At 63.6% G+C, this 16301-nt stretch carries 15 protein-coding genes; 5 read left to right on the top strand and 10 right to left on the bottom strand.

What is annotated here, in order from left to right; translation table 11 throughout:
• The first annotated feature begins 80 nt into the window (after nt 1-80).
• Complete coding sequence (locus GH664_RS18335) at nt 81-875, top strand: hypothetical protein (RefSeq protein WP_153169528.1); 795 nt, start codon at nt 81-83, stop codon at nt 873-875.
• 254 nt (nt 876-1129) lie between these two features.
• Here the strand turns inward: GH664_RS18335 and GH664_RS18330 are convergent, their stop codons facing one another.
• Nucleotides 1130-2041: a LysR substrate-binding domain-containing protein gene (locus tag GH664_RS18330; RefSeq protein ID WP_096447412.1), complete on the bottom strand. Its 912-nt coding sequence runs from the start codon at nt 2039-2041 to the stop codon at nt 1130-1132.
• Nucleotides 2042-2138: 97 nt separating this feature from the next.
• On the opposite strand from GH664_RS18330, the gene GH664_RS18325 reads away from it, so the two are divergent.
• From GH664_RS18325 to GH664_RS18315, 3 genes are all read left to right on the top strand, one after another.
• Nucleotides 2139-5696 (top strand): indolepyruvate ferredoxin oxidoreductase family protein, encoded by a 3558-nt coding sequence (locus GH664_RS18325; RefSeq protein ID WP_096452355.1) that lies wholly within the window; start codon nt 2139-2141, stop codon nt 5694-5696.
• An 86-nt stretch (nt 5697-5782) separates the two neighbouring features.
• Nucleotides 5783-6544 (top strand): electron transfer flavoprotein subunit beta/FixA family protein, encoded by a 762-nt coding sequence (locus GH664_RS18320; protein WP_050416130.1) that lies wholly within the window; start codon nt 5783-5785, stop codon nt 6542-6544.
• Nucleotides 6544-7473: an electron transfer flavoprotein subunit alpha/FixB family protein gene (locus tag GH664_RS18315; protein ID WP_050416129.1), complete on the top strand. Its 930-nt coding sequence runs from the start codon at nt 6544-6546 to the stop codon at nt 7471-7473. Before GH664_RS18320 ends, GH664_RS18315 begins: the two co-directional genes overlap by 1 nt.
• Before the next feature lie 306 nt (nt 7474-7779).
• Here the strand turns inward: GH664_RS18315 and GH664_RS18310 are convergent, their stop codons facing one another.
• The gene (locus GH664_RS18310) at nt 7780-8217 is read right to left on the bottom strand and encodes a hypothetical protein (protein ID WP_153169527.1); all 438 of its coding nucleotides are present in this window, start codon (nt 8215-8217) and stop codon (nt 7780-7782) included.
• The gene (locus GH664_RS18305; RefSeq protein WP_153169526.1) at nt 8217-8774 is read right to left on the bottom strand and encodes a nucleotidyltransferase domain-containing protein; all 558 of its coding nucleotides are present in this window, start codon (nt 8772-8774) and stop codon (nt 8217-8219) included. The genes GH664_RS18310 and GH664_RS18305 overlap by 1 nt, the downstream gene beginning before the upstream one ends.
• A 242-nt stretch (nt 8775-9016) precedes the next feature.
• Between GH664_RS18305 and GH664_RS18300 the strand changes: the two genes are divergently transcribed.
• A complete protein-coding gene (locus GH664_RS18300) occupies nt 9017-9235 on the top strand; it encodes a hypothetical protein (RefSeq protein WP_153169525.1) in 219 nt (72 codons plus the stop codon).
• Between the two features lie 74 nt (nt 9236-9309).
• On the opposite strand, the gene GH664_RS18295 is transcribed toward GH664_RS18300, so the two are convergent.
• The 7 genes from GH664_RS18295 to GH664_RS18265 all read right to left on the bottom strand — a co-directional run bounded on the left by GH664_RS18295 (nt 9310) and on the right by GH664_RS18265 (nt 16235).
• Nucleotides 9310-10896, bottom strand: coding sequence for an MFS transporter (locus GH664_RS18295; protein WP_050416127.1), 1587 nt, complete (start codon nt 10894-10896; stop codon nt 9310-9312).
• A 19-nt stretch (nt 10897-10915) separates the two neighbouring features.
• Nucleotides 10916-11968, bottom strand: a complete 1053-nt coding sequence (locus GH664_RS18290) for a universal stress protein (RefSeq protein ID WP_169141813.1) — start codon at nt 11966-11968, stop codon at nt 10916-10918.
• 114 nt (nt 11969-12082) lie between these two features.
• Nucleotides 12083-13024, bottom strand: coding sequence for a VOC family protein (locus tag GH664_RS18285; RefSeq protein ID WP_153169523.1), 942 nt, complete (start codon nt 13022-13024; stop codon nt 12083-12085).
• Nucleotides 13025-13154: 130 nt separating this feature from the next.
• Nucleotides 13155-13913: an SDR family NAD(P)-dependent oxidoreductase gene (locus GH664_RS18280; RefSeq protein ID WP_153169522.1), complete on the bottom strand. Its 759-nt coding sequence runs from the start codon at nt 13911-13913 to the stop codon at nt 13155-13157.
• A gap of 60 nt (nt 13914-13973) precedes the next feature.
• The gene (locus tag GH664_RS18275) at nt 13974-14198 is read right to left on the bottom strand and encodes a ferredoxin (protein ID WP_153169521.1); all 225 of its coding nucleotides are present in this window, start codon (nt 14196-14198) and stop codon (nt 13974-13976) included.
• A gap of 147 nt (nt 14199-14345) precedes the next feature.
• Nucleotides 14346-15134 (bottom strand): IclR family transcriptional regulator, encoded by a 789-nt coding sequence (locus tag GH664_RS18270; RefSeq protein WP_153169520.1) that lies wholly within the window; start codon nt 15132-15134, stop codon nt 14346-14348.
• Between the two features lie 231 nt (nt 15135-15365).
• Nucleotides 15366-16235: a cache domain-containing protein gene (locus tag GH664_RS18265; protein WP_228111603.1), complete on the bottom strand. Its 870-nt coding sequence runs from the start codon at nt 16233-16235 to the stop codon at nt 15366-15368.
• Nucleotides 16236-16301: the final 66 nt, after the last annotated feature.

Below are 16301 nucleotides of genomic sequence, written 5' to 3'. Positions count from 1 at the left end.
CGCGTGCGATACGGTTAATAGCCGCCTGCGAATCTTCACTTCCGTCTCGCGTAATTGAAAACGGCCGAGAGGAAATTATCTTGCCGGCAAAGTCAGTTGAACAGCATAGCTCTTTATTAAGCGCACCGATACTCATGGTGGAGAATTTGAATGATGGCTTGTGCTATGTGAAGCTGGCGCAATCCATTGCTAATGCCAAAGTCCTCCCGGATCTCGCTTGGCTAAAGGCTGTTCCGCTGCGATACGACATCGCGCCTGGCGGCGGGCATACCCTGTCTGGCCTTTTTGCATACCACAAGGCGCGGTCTGACCGTCTGGGAGCAGCGATCGCCGACAGCGATTGCCGCTACCCGGGATCTGCCCATGGTGGAACCGCGCTAGCCTTAGTTAAAGAAGCGGAGGCTAAGCCTGTATCGCCGCTACTTGAGGCTCACGTTCTTGATGTTCGCACAATAGAGAACTGTATTCCTCGCGCGGAGATTCGGTCAATCGCTAAAGAAATGGACCCAGTACAGGCCCAAAGGTTCGAGCAGATTGAAAAGCAGTTCTCAACATCATCCCACTGGAAGTTTGTGCCAATTAAGTCTGGTGTCAGATGCTTCGAACTCAGTCAGAATTCAGCTGAATCAATATTCTGGACCGAGATATGCGGGAAGCGAACTTGTACATCCGGGGCACAATGCGCAAAGAAGCGCGACTGTTCATCATATGTAGTGCCCCCACTGTCGGACCAAATCCTCGCTCGAGCTGTCAGGCGTTCAGACTTCTTCTCGGTTACCGAACGCTGTGCGGATAACGTTGCCGATACATGGAGGAGGCTTGTCATTCTTTTGTATTCTGTTTTTTGTGGGTCCGAGCGCATAACAGTTCTTTGACTGCCAGAGCGGGATTGTGAGCAAATCGAAAAAGCGGAACGGAGTTGATTTTCCGCGAACGGGACTAGTGGGGTTCATCGAGTATTCAATAATGTGGCTGTTCGTTCATGCCAAGCATGCTCAATAGCTGAATTTGGTTTAATTGCAGTCGGTCGATGGTGGTGCCTCAGGGTCCGCTCCGGCCGAGTACTTGTCGTCCGACCGTCGCCGCTAGACCATCCCGTCTGACGTGCCCGTAACGACCGCCGCGCCGCTCAGCTCCCGCAAGCCTGTATCAGGAACTGCCTGAACGCGTCGGCGGATCGTTCCAGCGTGCCGTCGTGCCGCCAGATCAGCCCGACTTCCATGTCGGGTACCACATCGAGAATGGGGCGGGCCTCGATCTTCTTGCCTTCCAGCGACCACGGCCGATACACCATGTCGGACAGGATGGTGACGCCGAAGCCGTGCGCGACGAGCCCGCGCAGCGCTTCGACCGAGCCGGTGCGAAACGCGATGTCGGGCTGAATGCCCTTGGCTGCCCAATAACGCTGCGTCGACAGTTCGCCTTCGTCAACGGTGACCTGGATGTAGGGATAGGCAGCGACGTCGGCGAGGGCCGCGTTGTCTTTTTGCAGGAGCGGGTGGGCGGCCGAAGTCCATAGCTGGCGGCGGGAGCGCAGCAGCACGTGGTGGCCGAAGCGTTCGCGCTCGACGACGTTGGACAGGATCACCACGCCCAACTCGATATCGCCGGCCGCGACGCCGGCTTCGATGGCTTCGCGGTTCATGTCGTGGAGGTCGAGTTCGACGTCCGGATAGTTCGCGCGAAAGCGGGCGAGCAGCGGGGGCAGGAAATAGCCGAGCACGGTGTACGAAGCACCGATGCGGATCGCGCCTTTCAGGTGGTGGGCCTGGAAGCGCGGTTCGCGCAGAGCGTCTTCGAGCGCGTCGAGGATGTCGCGCGTGCGTCGATAGAAGCTGTGCCCCTCGGCGGTGAGGCCCACGCCGTGGGGTTTGCGGTCGAACAGGCGCACCCCCAGCGATTCTTCCAGGAGCAGCACCGCATTGGTGATGGCCGATTGCGAAACGTGGGCGCGCGTGGCGGCCATCGAGAACTGGCCGGTCTCCGCGGCGGCGATGAAGTAGCGCAGCTGGCGCAGGGTGACATTGTTGTCGACCGGCATCCGTTTTCCTAATACCAGAACTCAGTATTGGTGATTTTACGATACATAGACAGATTCGTACTATGTGTCGATATAAATAGAGAGTCTGGAGGGGATGATGAACTCACCGCTGTCTGCCGAGGCGAGGGATGCACTGCTTTCGGTCACGCTGGAGGACAAGTACACCCAGGAGTCCGGACGCATCTACCTGAGCGGTACTCAGGCCTTGGCGCGCCTGCCCATGCTGCAGAAGGAGCGCGACCGGCGCGCGGGGCTGAACACCGGCGGCTACATTTCGGGCTATCGCGGCTCGCCGCTGGGCGGGCTGGACATGGCGCTGTGGAAGGCGAAAAAGCATCTTGCCTCCCACGACGTAGTCTTTCAGCCCGGCCTCAACGAAGACCTCGCTGCGACCGCCGTGTGGGGCACGCAGCAGGTGAATCTTTACCCCAACGCCCAGCGCGACGGGGTATTCGGCATGTGGTATGGCAAGGGGCCGGGCGTGGACCGCTCGGCCGACGTGCTGAAGCACGCGAACGCCGCAGGGACCTCGCCCCATGGCGGCGTGCTGATGCTCGCCGGCGACGACCATGCGGCGAAGTCGTCGTCGGTCGCGCATCAGTCGGAACACCTGCTGATCGCCTGTGGCATTCCGGTGCTGTACCCGGCGAACGTGCAGGAGTATCTCGACTTCGGCCTGCATGGCTGGGCGATGAGCCGCTACTCCGGGTTGTGGGTGTCGATGAAGTGCGTCACCGATGTCGTCGAGTCGTCCGCATCGGTCGAGATCGATCCGGACCGCCTGCAGATCGTCATTCCGGATAGCTTCGCAATGCCTGAAGGCGGGCTCAATATCCGCTGGCCGGATACGCCGCTCGCGCAGGAAGCGCGCATGCTCGATTACAAGTGGTATGCGGCGCTCGAATACGTCCGCGCGAACAAGCTCAACCGTATCGTGATCGATTCGCCCGACGCGCGCTTCGGGATCATGGCGGCAGGCAAAGCCTATCTCGACGTGCGTCAGGCGCTGACGGACCTGGGTTTGGACGACGATGCCTGTCGACGGATCGGCATCCGCCTCTTCAAGGTGGGCTGCGTGTGGCCGCTCGACGCCCACAATGCGCGCGCGTTTGCGACCGGACTGGAAGAAATCCTGGTGGTCGAGGAGAAGCGCCAGATTCTCGAGTACGCCCTCAAGGAGGAACTGTACAACTGGCGCGACGACGTCCGCCCGCGCGTCTACGGCAAATTCGACGAGCGCGACAACTCGGGGGGCGAGTGGTCGGTGCCGCGTGGGCAATGGCTGCTTCCGGCGCGCTACGAGCTGTCGCCGGCGATCATCGCGAAGGCCATCGCCGCGCGACTGGAGCGCGTGGGGCTGCCCGAAGACCTTCGCGCCCGCGTGTTCGCGCGCATCGATGTCATCGAGGCGAAGGAGCGCGAAGCGGCGCGGCCTCGCGTGACCGTCGAGCGCAAGCCCTGGTTCTGTTCGGGCTGTCCGCACAACACGTCCACCCGCGTGCCGGAAGGCTCGCGCGCGCTCGCCGGCATCGGTTGTCACTACATGGCGATGTGGATGGACCGGCGCACCGAGACTTTCACGCAGATGGGCGGGGAGGGCGTGAGCTGGCTCGGCCAGATGCACTTCTCGGGCGACAAGCACGTCTTCGTGAACCTCGGTGACGGCACCTATTTCCATTCGGGCCTGCTCGCCATCCGCGCGGCGATCGCCGCCAAGGCGACCCTCACTTACAAGATCCTCTACAACGACGCGGTCGCGATGACGGGGGGGCAGCCGGTCGACGGGGTGCTGACGGTGCCGCAGATCGCGCAGCAGGTGAGCGCCGAAGGTGCTAGCCGGGTCCTGATCGTGAGCGACGAGCCGGAGAAGTACGCGATGCGCGCCGGTCTGCCGGATGCGGTGACGGTGCACCATCGGGATGAGCTTGACGCGTTGCAGCTCGAGCTGCGCGAGAGTTCGGGGGTGTCGGTCCTGATCTACGATCAGACCTGCGCCACCGAGAAGCGCCGCCGCCGCAAGCGCGGCGATTACCCTGATCCGGCCCGCCGCGCATTCATCAACCCGGCAGTCTGCGAGGGTTGTGGCGACTGCTCCGTGGCCTCCAACTGCCTGTCGGTGGAGCCACTGGAAACGCCGCTAGGCACCAAGCGCAAGATCAATCAGAGCGGCTGCAATAAGGACTTCTCCTGCCTGAAGGGTTTTTGCCCGAGCTTCGTGACCGCCGAGGGCGCGCAATTGCGCAAGCCCGCAGCGCGCGAGTCGGCGCCGGTGACTGCCTCGGAAGCGCTGCCTGAACCCGCACTGCCCGGGCTGGACAAACCCTGCGGTATCGTCGTGACGGGGGTCGGCGGAACGGGGGTCGTGACGATCGGTGCGCTGTTGGGCATGGCGGCTCATCTGGAACACAAGGGCGTCACCGTGCTCGACATGACCGGGCTCGCGCAGAAGGGCGGGGCGGTGTTGAGCCACGTGCAGATCGCGGCGACCCCGGCGGCCATTCACGCCACCCGGATCGCTACCGGCGAGGCCGACGTGCTGATCGGCTGCGACGAGATCGTCTCGGCTTCGGCCGAAGCGCTCTCCAAGGTTCGTCAGGGACGCACGCGAGCGGTGGTCAATAGCGCGCAGACCCCGGCGGCGGAGTTCCTGTCGAATCCCGACTGGAAGTTTCCGGGGGCGGCGGCCGAGGGCGACATCCGCGCCAGTGTGGGCGATGCCTGTGAATTCATCGACGCGAACGCGCTTGCACTGCGGCTGCTCGGCGACACGATCTACGCCAATCCGCTCGTGCTGGGGTTCGCGTGGCAGAAAGGCTGGATTCCGGTCGGCAAGGCGGCATTGCTGCGCGCGATCGAGCTGAATGGCGTCTCGGTCGAAAAGAACCAGCAGGCGTTCGAGTGGGGACGGCTTGCGGCACACGACGCGGGAAAACTGCCGGTGGCCGACGCTTCGGGGCGGGGTGAGGCGGTGGTGCTGGCTATGCCGGAGTCGCTGGACCGGCTGATCGAACGCCGCGTCAGGCTGCTCAGCGATTATCAGAATGGTGTCTATGGCGAGCGTTACCGAAAGGCCGTGGCGCGGGTGCAAGAGGCCGAGCGAGCGGTGGTTGGACAAGGCCGACTCGCCCTGACCGAGGCTGTCGCGCGCAACCTCGCGAAGCTCATGGCGTACAAGGACGAGTACGAGGTGGCGCGGTTGCACAGCGCGCCCGAATTCCTCGCCCAGTTGCGCGAACAGTTCGAGGGCGAGCCCGGCCGGGATTACCGGCTCAACTTCCACCTCGCGCCACCCCTGTTCGCGAAGCGTGGCGTTGACGGCCTGCCCCAGAAGCGCGCCTACGGTCCGTGGATGATGCGTACCTTCCGCCTGCTCTCCCGCTTCAAGGGCCTGCGTGGCACCGCCCTGGATCCCTTTGGCAGGAGCGCGGAGCGGCGCCAGGAGCGCGAACTGGTGAAGGACTATTTCGTCTTCATCGACCGCATCTGCGACGGCCTGTCGCGAGACCGGCTGGATGTCGCGATCGAGCTTGCGCGCATCCCGGAACAGATTCGTGGCTATGGCCACGTCAAGGAACGCAGCATGGCCGGCGCGACCAAGCGTCGCGAAGAGCTGCAGGCCCGGTTCGAGGCTGGCCGGTCGGAACGGGCAGCCTGAAGTGCGCCGGACAACAACATCGAGGCGCTCGCGCCCTTGATGGTCGTACGGCGCGAATCAACCAGCAATCGACAACAAGGAGACTCATGAAGATCCTGGTACCCGTCAAGCGCGTGCTTGACTACAACGTGAAGGCCCGCGTGAAAGCGGACGGTTCGGGCATGGACCTCGCCAACGTGAAGATGGCCATGAACCCCTTCGACGAGATCGCGGTGGAAGAGGCTGTGCGGCTGAAGGAAGCCGGCATCGCGACCGAAGTGGTGGCGGTGAGCTGCGGCGCGGCGGTGTGCTCCGAAACCCTGCGTGCGGCGATGGCAATCGGGGCCGACCGCGGCATCCTCGTCGATTGTGGTGAACTGAACGACGCCGAGCTGCAGCCGCTCGCCGTCGCCAAACTCCTGAAGGCCCTGTGCGACACGGAAGCCCCGCAGCTGGTGATCTGCGGCAAGCAGGCGATCGACGACGACGCGAACCAGACCGGCCAGATGCTCGCAGCCCTGATGGGCTGGCCGCAGGCCACCTTTGCATCGAAGCTGTCAGTGGACGGGAACCTTGCCACGGTCACGCGCGAGATCGACGGCGGCCTCGAAACGCTCGAGATGACGCTGCCCGCGGTCGTCACCACGGATTTGCGCCTCAACGAGCCGCGCTACGCGACGCTGCCCAACATCATGAAGGCGAAAAAGAAGCCGCTCGAGACCGTGAAGCCCACGGATCTGCGAGTCGATGTGGCTCCGCGTCTGGCGATCCTGAAAGTGGCCGAGCCGTCCAGGCGCAGTGCCGGCGTGCTGGTTCCGGATGTCGCGACGCTGGTCGATAAACTGAAGAACGAAGCAAAGGTGATCTGATGGCCGTCCTCGTCATTGCGGAACACGACAACCAGTCGATCAAGACCGCGACTCTCAACGCCGTGACCGCCGCGCAGGCGGTCGGAGCGGACATCCACGTCCTGGTCGCGGGCAGCGGCTGCTCCACCGCCGCCCAAGCCGCCGCCGCCATCAGCGCCGTCGCGAAGGTGTTGGTATGCGACGCGGCCCAGTACGAAGCACAGACCGCCGAGAACGTTGCCGAGCTCGTGCGTGCGCTCGCCGCCGACTACAGTCACGTCTTCGCCGCGGCAACCAGCGCCGGGAAGAACATGCTGCCGCGCGTCGCCGCACTGCTCGACGTCGCGCAGATCTCCGACATTGTCGCGGTCGAATCGGCCGACACCTTCGTGCGACCGATCTACGCCGGCAATGCGCTAGCGACCGTCAAGAGCACCGACCGCGTGAAGGTCGTGACCGTGCGCACCGCTGCGTTCGACGCCGCGCCGCTCGGCGGCTCCGCGCCGATCGAGGTCGTGCCCGCCGCGAAGGACCTGGGCCTGACCCGTGTCGTCGGCCGCGAACTCACGAAGAGTGAGCGCCCCGAACTCGGTGCCGCCAAGATCATCGTCTCCGGTGGCCGGGGGCTGGGTAACGGCGAGAACTACCGCACCCTGCTCGAGCCGCTGGCGGACAAGCTAGGCGCCGCGCTCGGAGCGAGCCGCGCCGCGGTCGACGCGGGCTTTGTCCCCAACGACTTCCAGGTCGGCCAGACCGGCAAGATCGTCGCGCCCCAGGTCTACATCGCGATCGGCATCTCCGGCGCTATCCAGCATCTGGCGGGCATGAAGGATTCCCGGCTGATCGTCGCGATCAACAAGGACCCCGAGGCGCCGATCTTTCAGGTTGCGGACTACGGGCTTGTAGCGGATCTGTTCGCCGCAGTTCCCGAACTGACAGCGAGCCTTTGATCTGCAGGTCATGCCGATTCGCTGGCCGTGATGCCAACCCGTTCCCGTTGGATTCTTCGGTGGCAGCTATTCCTCTCCCGCTGCAATCCCTGCCGAAGATCCCTTCGCCCATCGGTCGCAAACCGGTGGTTTTTTTTGGTTCAAGGGTGTTACCGCGCAGCTGACCCATTCACTGTCTTTTCCATGGTCAGGGAACCTCTGCATGCGCACCGCACAAGCGTGTGTCCGGCCAGGGTCTTGTCGAACGGTCGAGCGTGGAGGCTCTGACAGCGGCGCTTTGGTAAAGTAATCGCTCGCAGTAGGGCCTCACGGCGTACCGGTCAGCGTGTGTGCCACAGGCAGGTACTTGGCGAGAATGGCTAGCATGGTGGCTGCCTCAGCCTTCGATACCGGGGGGAACGGAGAAAGGTAGAAAGTGCCGTTGCGCCGCTCATGAGCCTTCGTGATGAAGGCAAACTCTTGAGGGCTCACACCCAGCGAGGACGACACCCGCTGAATGGCCAAGTTACGACCAGCATCCTTGGTCCGAACCTCGTAAAATTCCAGGACGGCCTGTACCACCTGAAAATAGCCTTCGTAGGCTAAGGTGAAGACCTGCAGATGTCGGGTGGGGTCTATCTGTTCGGCGGTGACCTTGTAGTCCGCCGCGTTACGCAAAAAGCCCAATATAGCCCCGGGTGTCGGGGCGACCGCTTCAAAGGCTTTTGTCTTGATGAGGTTTTCGTATTCGGCCGGGCGTGGCATTACAGTATCCTCAGGGTTGGGCCTTGGGCAATTTGAGCCATGATGGGGTCGGACTTCACCAGAGCAGCCCACTCAGCAGGCTCGTACAGAGAGAAATTGACGGGGCGCAGCAGAACTTGCTCGGCGAGGGTCAGGGCCTCGGATAGCTCGAGGAGCGGGGCACTCCCGATTACAATCAAGTCAATATCGCTCTGGCCGCTGTCGGTGCCCTTGGCCACAGAACCAAATACGAACGCTGAGGTGATGTGGTCAGCAAAAGGCGCCAGGGCCTCTTTCAGCGGCTCCACAACAGCAAATGACTTGCGAGCGATGCTGAGCAACTCCGGATAGAGAATGAAGTCGGTATTCGCCCGGATACTCCGCTGCCGGCCTCGCCGGGCGTCTTCTTTTAGTACGCCGGCCTCGACTAGGCGGTCCACCTGCTTCTGAGCGCTTCCGCGCCCGCTGTCCGCCAGGCGTAGCAGTTCCTGCAGTGTGAAGCTGCGGTTAGGTTGCAACAGCGTAGCCCCCAGCACTCGTTGCAGGCCTGGAGTGAAGAGAAAGTCGGCAAGACTCATGGCTAATCCTCACTTTAGGGATAGCTGTCCCTATTATAGGGATTTATCGCAAAATCCTCAATTAAGGGATATATGTCCCCATTTAGAGGATTATACAAACGCCCTGATTCAACCACGCTAGGGATGCGGCAAAAAATCCTTGCGCTCGTTCAGGGTATTGTCTAATCTTGAACACAAGCACATATAGTGTGCAAATACAAAAATCGCCCGATAGAGGCGCACCTTCGACAGGAGGAGACATCATGGCTCTCAGAACACTCGGCATCAGCGCCGTCGCGGCGGCGTTGCTGACCGCTACCGACGGTTCCTTCGTTTCGCTGCACCCCCCAGGTGTCACCCAGGCGTGTGCTTCAGCTCCATCGTGCGATGGGACGCTGGAGAGTCACGCGTATGCGGTGTCGCATCTCTATGCGCACAAGACGATGAACGAGTTCGTCGGCATGTTGTTGATGCACCGCTAAGTGTCGAGGGGACGTCAATGCGTCCTCGGCCGCGCCGGGACGCTGCGGAAGGTCCTCGCGACCGCTTTCAGGCGTCACGCTTCCGCAATGAAGCGGCGTGTGCGCGAGTTCCCGTCCGTGGTGAGGGCCTCCAGGCGGCGCTCGATGTCGCGGTCCTGCCGAGTGACACGGTCGCGCTGGCGCAGGTAGTCGAGCCACGAGTCCACCAGGAAGCGTTCGGCAAGACAATCCGTGTGTTCGAGATCCCTATAGAGGCGCCAGGCGATCGCCCCGTTTCGTCGGCGTGAGATGCCGAGTTCGTGGGCCGCGCGCACGAACTCCTCATGCCGCTCGGCCGGCACGTGGTAAGTGATTTCGACCGCAACCGGTCCCTGCTCATGGTCGGCCGGGCTGGCAGCGGGCCCCGTTTCCTGCGTGTCGGCGACGCTGAAATCGGACTCCGATCCCATTTGCATGCGAGCTCGTCCGGTCAGCATCAGCCCGGCCGCAATCGACCCGGCAGCAATCCACAGGCTTGCCCCGACGCCCATGCGTTCGGCGATCGCGCCCCACAATACGCCGCCCGCTGCCATCGCCCCCATGATGACGAGCAGGTATACCGACGCAACGCGAGCACGTACCCAGGCTGCGGCCGAGGTCTGGATCACGGTCCCGGTGGTGGTATTGACAGCCATCCACGCCATTCCGCCGACGAAGAGCAGTGCACTCATGACAAAGAGATTGTGTACCACCGGAATCAGCGCTGTGACGGCCATGAACAACAGGCCGCCGCCGGTCACGATGCGGCGCACGGAGAAACGACGATACAGTCGGGTGACCTGTAATGCCGCGATGACTGCGCCCGCGCCGAGACTGCCGAGGAGCAGGCTGAACCCGCCCGCAGCGAGCCCGAGCTGGTCACGGGCGACGAGTGGGAGCAATGCCCAGATCGCGCTGCCTGCGGTCACGAAAGCGAAGACCAGTCGCAGCGCGAGCCGCAGCTGCGCCGAATGCTGCATGTAACGTACGCCGCTGCGGATGCCGCTCCACAGCCGCTCGGGCGGCAGGCCGGGCCGCAGATCCGTGTCGGGCAGGGCGCGCAGCAGCCCCAGTGAGATCAAGAAACCGACCGCGACCACGACGAACAGCGTCGGGACGCCCGCGAATGCGATCAGTGCCCCCGCGGCGGCCGGTCCCACGACGCGCGCGATATTGGGCGTGACCGTGGACAGGGCGATCGCTGCCGGTATCTGCCCCTTCGGCGCGCTGTCGATGTTGGCGGCAATCCACGCCGCCATGCCGAACGCGTTGCTGCACCCGAGCGCGAAGGTGAGGCCGAGGAGCAGCCAGGCGCCGATGCCGCCAGCCAGGGCAGTGGCTGCGAGCAGGCAGGCGCATGCGAGGGAACAGGTCTGGGTGATCAGAAGGAGGCGCCTGCGGTTGACCAGATCGGCGATCACGCCGCTCGGGAGCCCGAGCAGAAAGGCCGGCAGCGCCATCGCCGTCTGGACCAAGGACACCATGAGCGGCGAATCGGGCCGCAGTTCGGTCATCATCCAGGCGGCGCCGATGTTCTGCATCCACATCGACAGGTTGACCGCGATCGCCGCGATCCACAGCGCGCGAAACGGCCGATGGAGGAGAGGTGCCCACGCACCCGTGGCATTGCGCTCGACACTCACGGGCGGGGCACCGGCGTCGTCATGACTGGCCGGGCGTGCTCATGCGGGGCAGCGTCTGGTGCAGGTTGGCAATCCGCGAATACAGGCGTCGGTAGGTCTCGCGTTCGCGATGGTTGAAGCGCGCGTCGCCGTTCGGTCCGAAGGCCGCCACGATCTCCTTCCAGTCCTGTTCCGCGAGGTGTTCGCAGGCGCCCGGGATGACCGCCCGCTCCTCGAGTGCGATATGCCTGAGCTGCCCGAGGGCGAAGGCGTCGATGGCGCTCGCGAGCGTTTCTGCGTCTGGGTCGGGAGACGCCTGATAGTGGGCGACCGCCGCGCGCAGGGCAGCAAGTTGTCGGTCGCCATCCAGGTGCTCCTGTTGCAGGTCGTCGATGACTTGGTCGAGCGAAGACGTGCGCCTCCTGAGTGCAGCGAAGAGATAGGCATCTTCCTTTGGATGGTGCAGTTTGGCCGGGAACTCGTCGAGGTAGGTGAGCATGCCGTCGAGCAGGCCGATATCCGCAGGTTTGCCGTCGCGCAGTCCGCCGGCCAGCATCCGCATGCCGTAGGACACGACCGCGATCGAGCGGTGCTCGTCCTTGATAATCGCGCAGACCTTCGTCATCGCCGGGTTCGGGTCGTTCTTTTCGACCGACGACACGAGCACCGGAATGCGGCTGCCAGCGAGCACCTTGAGCGTTTCGGAGGCGAGCATGACGCCGCCGATGCTGCGCGGCCCATGCGATGCCATGAAGATCAGGTCGCAGCCCAATTCCTTTGCCGCGGCGAGAATGGCCTCGTGCGGCCGGTTGCTCCGCCGGGTCACGCACTCGCAGTCGATGTCGCCCGCGCGCGCCGACACCTCGGCCTTCGCGAGGATCTCGCGGGCGCGCCCGCCGAAGTCGTCCTGGTACAGGCCGGGGTCGAGAAGGTGGATCAGCGCACCGTCGTCGGTCAGAGAGGCGCCGGCATCCGGGTCGGCATAGAAGAACGTGATGCGCGCCCCCACGCTGCGGGCGAACTGGACGGCCTGAGAGATCGTCTGGCTGGCGAGATGGGTACCGTCGGTCGGAACGAGGATATGGCTGTACATCGCGTGCTCCGGTGGCTGCATTCAGATGATGTCGATAGGGTGCGCGGTAGCGGCCGGCGCCGCAACCGGCGCGCGCAGTGCGGAACCCGGTCCGGCTGGTGCGCTCGCAGGCACTCAGCCCCTGGCGTGGAGAACCTCGGGGTCGAAGACCTCCGCCGGTGTGCGCACGCTAGGGCCGAGGATGGGCCCGACGATCTCATGACCCCAGGTGGAGAGCTGCTCCGGATTGAGTTCGAAGCCGTCATCGTGCCAGGGTTCGAGTTCGGTGATGCATTCGATCGCGAAGCCGGACGGCGTGAAGTGATAGAAGGACATGTGCGGGTCCTGCGAATGCTGTCCCAGCGTCATCATCATCTGCAGTCCGTTCTTCTTGACCAGATCGTAGGTTTCGCCGACGTCGCGAACCGAGCGCACGAAGAGGCCGATGTGCTGCACGCCGGCCTTGCCCGGGCCGAAACCGTAAGCGATGTCGTGGCTCGTCTTGTCGTTGAGCCTGGAGCGGAAGAACCCCGTCTTGCCCTTGCCGGCGCCCGAACCGTACCAGTGCATGCCCATGATGCCGGTGAGGAAGTGTTCGAGTTCGGGCGTGTATTCGGGCGTGATCACGACGATGTGGCCGACGCCCCGTTCGCCGCAGACGAATCCGCCGTGCGGACGGCCCGGCACGAAGGAGCGCGGGCTCCATTTCTGGGCATAGAACAGCTCGTGCTGGTATCCGACCGGGTCACGGAAACGGATCAGCTCCTTCACGCCGCGTTTGTCGCACAGTTCCGGATCGCCGAAGCTGACCTCGACACCATGGCTGTGGAAGCGCTCGACGGCGGCGTGAAACTCCAGCTTGCCCTTGGCTTCCCAGCCGATGTAAGCGAGGCGGTCGATCTTGCCCGGATGGAATGCGAGCCGATGACGACGGTCATCGAGCTTGAAGTAGAGGGTGTCCGGATCCGCAGTCGGGGATGTCCCGATCTGAAAGCCCATGACCTTCGGGCCATATTCGCGCCAGGCATCGAGGTTCGCCGATTCGAACCCCAGGTAGCCGATACCGATGATGTCCATGCTGTCTTCCTCCTGTTTTGAGCGACCTGCGCCCGCGATTTGCACCGCGCTTTGCGCAGACTTCGGACGGTGCCGCAGCGGCACGGCGTCCGTTCGTTCACTGTTGGGTCACGAACTTTCGGGCTCGTGCTCAGATTGCGAGCAGGCCCCCGTCGATGACGAGGTCGGAACCGGTCATGAAGCCGGCTTCGTCCGACGCCACGTACAGGGCCAGCGACACGACTTCCTCGGGTTCCCCCGGCCGATCCTGCAGCACGCCATCGAGTAGCGCCCGGCGGGTGACGGGGTTCTCGACGAAGGCCGCGGTGCCGGGCGTCTTCACGAAGCCCGGACTGATGCTGACCGCGCGTATGCCGACCGGCGCCCCTTCGACCGCCAGCTGGCGGGTAAAGGAGACGACCGCACCCTTGGCGGCGCAGTGGGCGCTGATGCCTGCAACCTTTGAGCCGCCCCAGGCGGCGGTCGAGGCGATGTTGATGATCACGCCACCGCGCACGGCAAGGTGCTTCCACGCGTATTTGGTCGTGTAGAAGATAAGGTCGATCTCGTTCCGGATCGTGTAGTGCCAGTCAACGATCGAAAATTCCGCCACCGGTCCGAAACGCGCGGCCGATGCGTTGTTGTAGAGAACGTCGATGCGCCCGAACTGTTCCGCCGCGGACTCGACCCAGGTGCGGGCCTGTTCGTGGTCGCCGAGGTCCACCGGGGCGGAGCCGTGCAACTCGAATCCTTCGGCCTCGACCAGCCGGCGCGTTTCGGCGTGGGCCGCGGCATCCGTATCGCAACCCACCACCACGGCGCCCTCGCGCGCGAAGCGCAAGGCTGCGACACGACCCTGACCGCCGCCGGTGCCGGTGATCAGCGCTACTTTTCCTTCAAGACGATTCATTCGGATCTCCGCGAAGTGGGCGGTTCCAGCGCTTTTCGCGCTACCAGTCCGGCGAAGAGCTCAGGCGCTCGGTGCTTCGACACGGATCGCCTCGGCGGGGCAGGCGGCAGCCCCCTCGATCGCGGCCTCTTCCTGGCCGGCGGGGACGAACTCGCTGTCGAGATAGACGATGCCGTCGCCGTCCAGCTTGTACACGTCGGGGCACAGGGCCGCGCACAATCCGTAACCGCAGCAGCGGCTGCGATCGACAATAACCTTGTGAAGTTTTTCGTTCTGTTCGCTCATGGCGTGTCTCCTCATCTGCTCGGGGCCATCGAGGCCTGCGAGATGATTATGCACAGAAAACGAAAAAGTGTCACTATTTTTGCGGGGCGTGTCGCGGGGCCGCAAAAAGGGTTGTTCAATGACCGCCGGCAGCCCTCGCGACGACCCTCAAAACAACAGGTTCGACAGCTTGTCCGCGAGTTTGCGCACCTCGCCCCCGAGCTTGTCCGCGTCGGCCCCGATGTACTGGCCCCGGAACATCACCGCCGATACGGCAAAGGCAATGGCACCGGCGCGATCGCGCACGGGGGCCGCGATAGCCATGATGCCGGCGGAAAAGTAGCCGTCATCGATCGCCCACTGGTGTTCCCTGGCGAACTGCACCTGCTGGCAGTACTCGTCGAACTCCAGCGGTCGGGCCCAGCGGATCTTCTCGAATGCGGCGCGCATCGCGGTCGGGTCGAGATCCACCTCCGCCGCGAACAGTCTGCCGCTGGCGCCCATGAAGATGGGCAGGCGCTGACCGATCGCCATGTCGATGCGCAGATCGCTCGGGCTTGCCTCGGAACTCACCAGCACGATGCGGTCGTATCCCATCTGGCGCCACAGGGTGACCGTGACATGGAAGCGGGCGGCGAATTGTTGCAGGAGTGGGCGCGCGATATCGAGCCGCTGGCCTTGTGTTACGAGGTGTCCTACGAGTTTGGCGAGCCCCAGGCCGGGCGAATAGGTCTTCGACGCGGGATCGAAAGCAACCATGTCCTCGGCGGCCAGTGTGCGTAGGATGTTGAAGCAGGTACTGGGGTTGATCGACAACTGCCGGGCGATGTCCGCCGCGCGCTCCGGGGTGTCGGTCTCCGTCAGAAAGCGCAGGATCCGCACCGCATTGACGACAGGCTTGACGGTGACCCCGCTTGAAGACCGGCCCTCGGTTTCATCCTCTTGTGTGGTGTCCATCCCTTGTCTCCTCCGTCCGTCGTGCAGGGTCCCGGTCGGCAAGCGGGAGACGTCTTCCTCGCGTGCGCCCTAGGCGAGGCGCCTTAGGAAGGGTGTCCATCCGTGAGCCGGAGAATCTGCACGCAAAACGGTTTTGTGTTTGCGTATTAGAATTAAATTCTGTCCGCAGAATACTACGGCGACGACGAAAAGGCGACAGCCGGGCGCGCTTAGGACAAGGGGAAATGGCCCTCAGGGTTTGAAGTAGCCCACCGCGACGATGTGGTTGCCGACGACTTCGAACAGCGTGTGCTTTTCCTCTGTTCTTTTCGTGACCGGGTTTTTCCACAGGTAGTCGAGTTCGCCTCGCGGTCGGTTCGCGGTCTGCTCCAGCATCTTGCGAACGATGGGCGTGCCGGCCTGGTCGTACAGGTCCCGGCCGTTGGAGCCGACCAGGCGCGGCATCGTGCCGTGGGCGACGAAGCGTCCCGTTTTCCGGTCGATTACGAACACGTAGAGATCGTCCCGCACGAAGCGGCCCTCGATGCGGTTGAATTCGGCAATTGCGCTGGCGGGCGCGGCCTTCATCGCCGCAACGGCCTGTTCGAGGAAGGCCTGCGCCTGGTCCGGGGACGAGCGGCTGATGTAGTAACCGACCGCGACCACTCGTTCGCCGACCTTCTCGAAGAACGCATGCTTGCGCTGAACAGTGTTGTCGGTCCAGTTGACCCAGCGGTACTCGGCTTCGCCGCGGCCATCGGTACGCGCCTTGTTCAGCATCTCCGCGAAGAAAGCCTTTCCGCTGGCGTCGCGCATCTCGGAGACCTTGCGGCCGATCAGGGTCGTGGACGAGCCCCCGCTCGTCAGCATGGTGCCGTCCATGTCGAGCACGTACACATAGAGCTCACGGTCGATGAAGTCGCCCTGCCGGCCGAATTCCGCCAGTGCCCGGTCGCCGACGGCACGAAGTCGGGCGGTGGCCTTCTCCAGCAATGCCTGCGCGCGCGTGGCGGAATCCGGTGCGGACACCGGGCTACCCGAAACCGCTTCGGCCGCGCTTGCCGGCGGCAGCCAGGTGCTCGCAAGAATGAACAGTCCCAGCGCGAGTGTTCTTATCGCCATGCTCCCCTCCGAATAGTCGGAAATTGGACAGTAAATCTGATTGTGAAGGAATCCGCCTGCGACCGT

The organism is Thauera sp. 2A1 (assembly GCF_009469595.2).
In the GTDB taxonomy this organism is placed as follows: Bacteria; Pseudomonadota; Gammaproteobacteria; order Burkholderiales; family Rhodocyclaceae; genus Thauera.
The sequence above is the reverse complement of the archived record's forward strand: the minus strand, read 5'-3'. Positions and strand labels throughout refer to the sequence as shown.

What these genes read in the sequence shown, in the direction of transcription:
- GH664_RS18310 (WP_153169527.1), bottom strand. Translation starts at nt 8,217, where the DNA reads ATGCCACGCCCGGCCGAATACGAAAACCTCATCAAGACAAAAGCCTTT.
- GH664_RS18315 (WP_050416129.1), top strand. Translation starts at nt 6,544, where the DNA reads ATGGCCGTCCTCGTCATTGCGGAACACGACAACCAGTCGATCAAGACC.
- GH664_RS18280 (WP_153169522.1), bottom strand. Translation starts at nt 13,913, where the DNA reads ATGAATCGTCTTGAAGGAAAAGTAGCGCTGATCACCGGCACCGGCGGC.
- GH664_RS18330 (WP_096447412.1), bottom strand. Translation starts at nt 2,041, where the DNA reads ATGCCGGTCGACAACAATGTCACCCTGCGCCAGCTGCGCTACTTCATC.
- GH664_RS18320 (WP_050416130.1), top strand. Translation starts at nt 5,783, where the DNA reads ATGAAGATCCTGGTACCCGTCAAGCGCGTGCTTGACTACAACGTGAAG.
- GH664_RS18275 (WP_153169521.1), bottom strand. Translation starts at nt 14,198, where the DNA reads ATGAGCGAACAGAACGAAAAACTTCACAAGGTTATTGTCGATCGCAGC.
- GH664_RS18290 (WP_169141813.1), bottom strand. Translation starts at nt 11,968, where the DNA reads ATGTACAGCCATATCCTCGTTCCGACCGACGGTACCCATCTCGCCAGC.
- GH664_RS18265 (WP_228111603.1), bottom strand. Translation starts at nt 16,235, where the DNA reads ATGGCGATAAGAACACTCGCGCTGGGACTGTTCATTCTTGCGAGCACC.
- GH664_RS18305 (WP_153169526.1), bottom strand. Translation starts at nt 8,774, where the DNA reads ATGAGTCTTGCCGACTTTCTCTTCACTCCAGGCCTGCAACGAGTGCTG.
- GH664_RS18285 (WP_153169523.1), bottom strand. Translation starts at nt 13,024, where the DNA reads ATGGACATCATCGGTATCGGCTACCTGGGGTTCGAATCGGCGAACCTC.
- GH664_RS18325 (WP_096452355.1), top strand. Translation starts at nt 2,139, where the DNA reads ATGAACTCACCGCTGTCTGCCGAGGCGAGGGATGCACTGCTTTCGGTC.
- GH664_RS18300 (WP_153169525.1), top strand. Translation starts at nt 9,017, where the DNA reads ATGGCTCTCAGAACACTCGGCATCAGCGCCGTCGCGGCGGCGTTGCTG.
- GH664_RS18270 (WP_153169520.1), bottom strand. Translation starts at nt 15,134, where the DNA reads ATGGACACCACACAAGAGGATGAAACCGAGGGCCGGTCTTCAAGCGGG.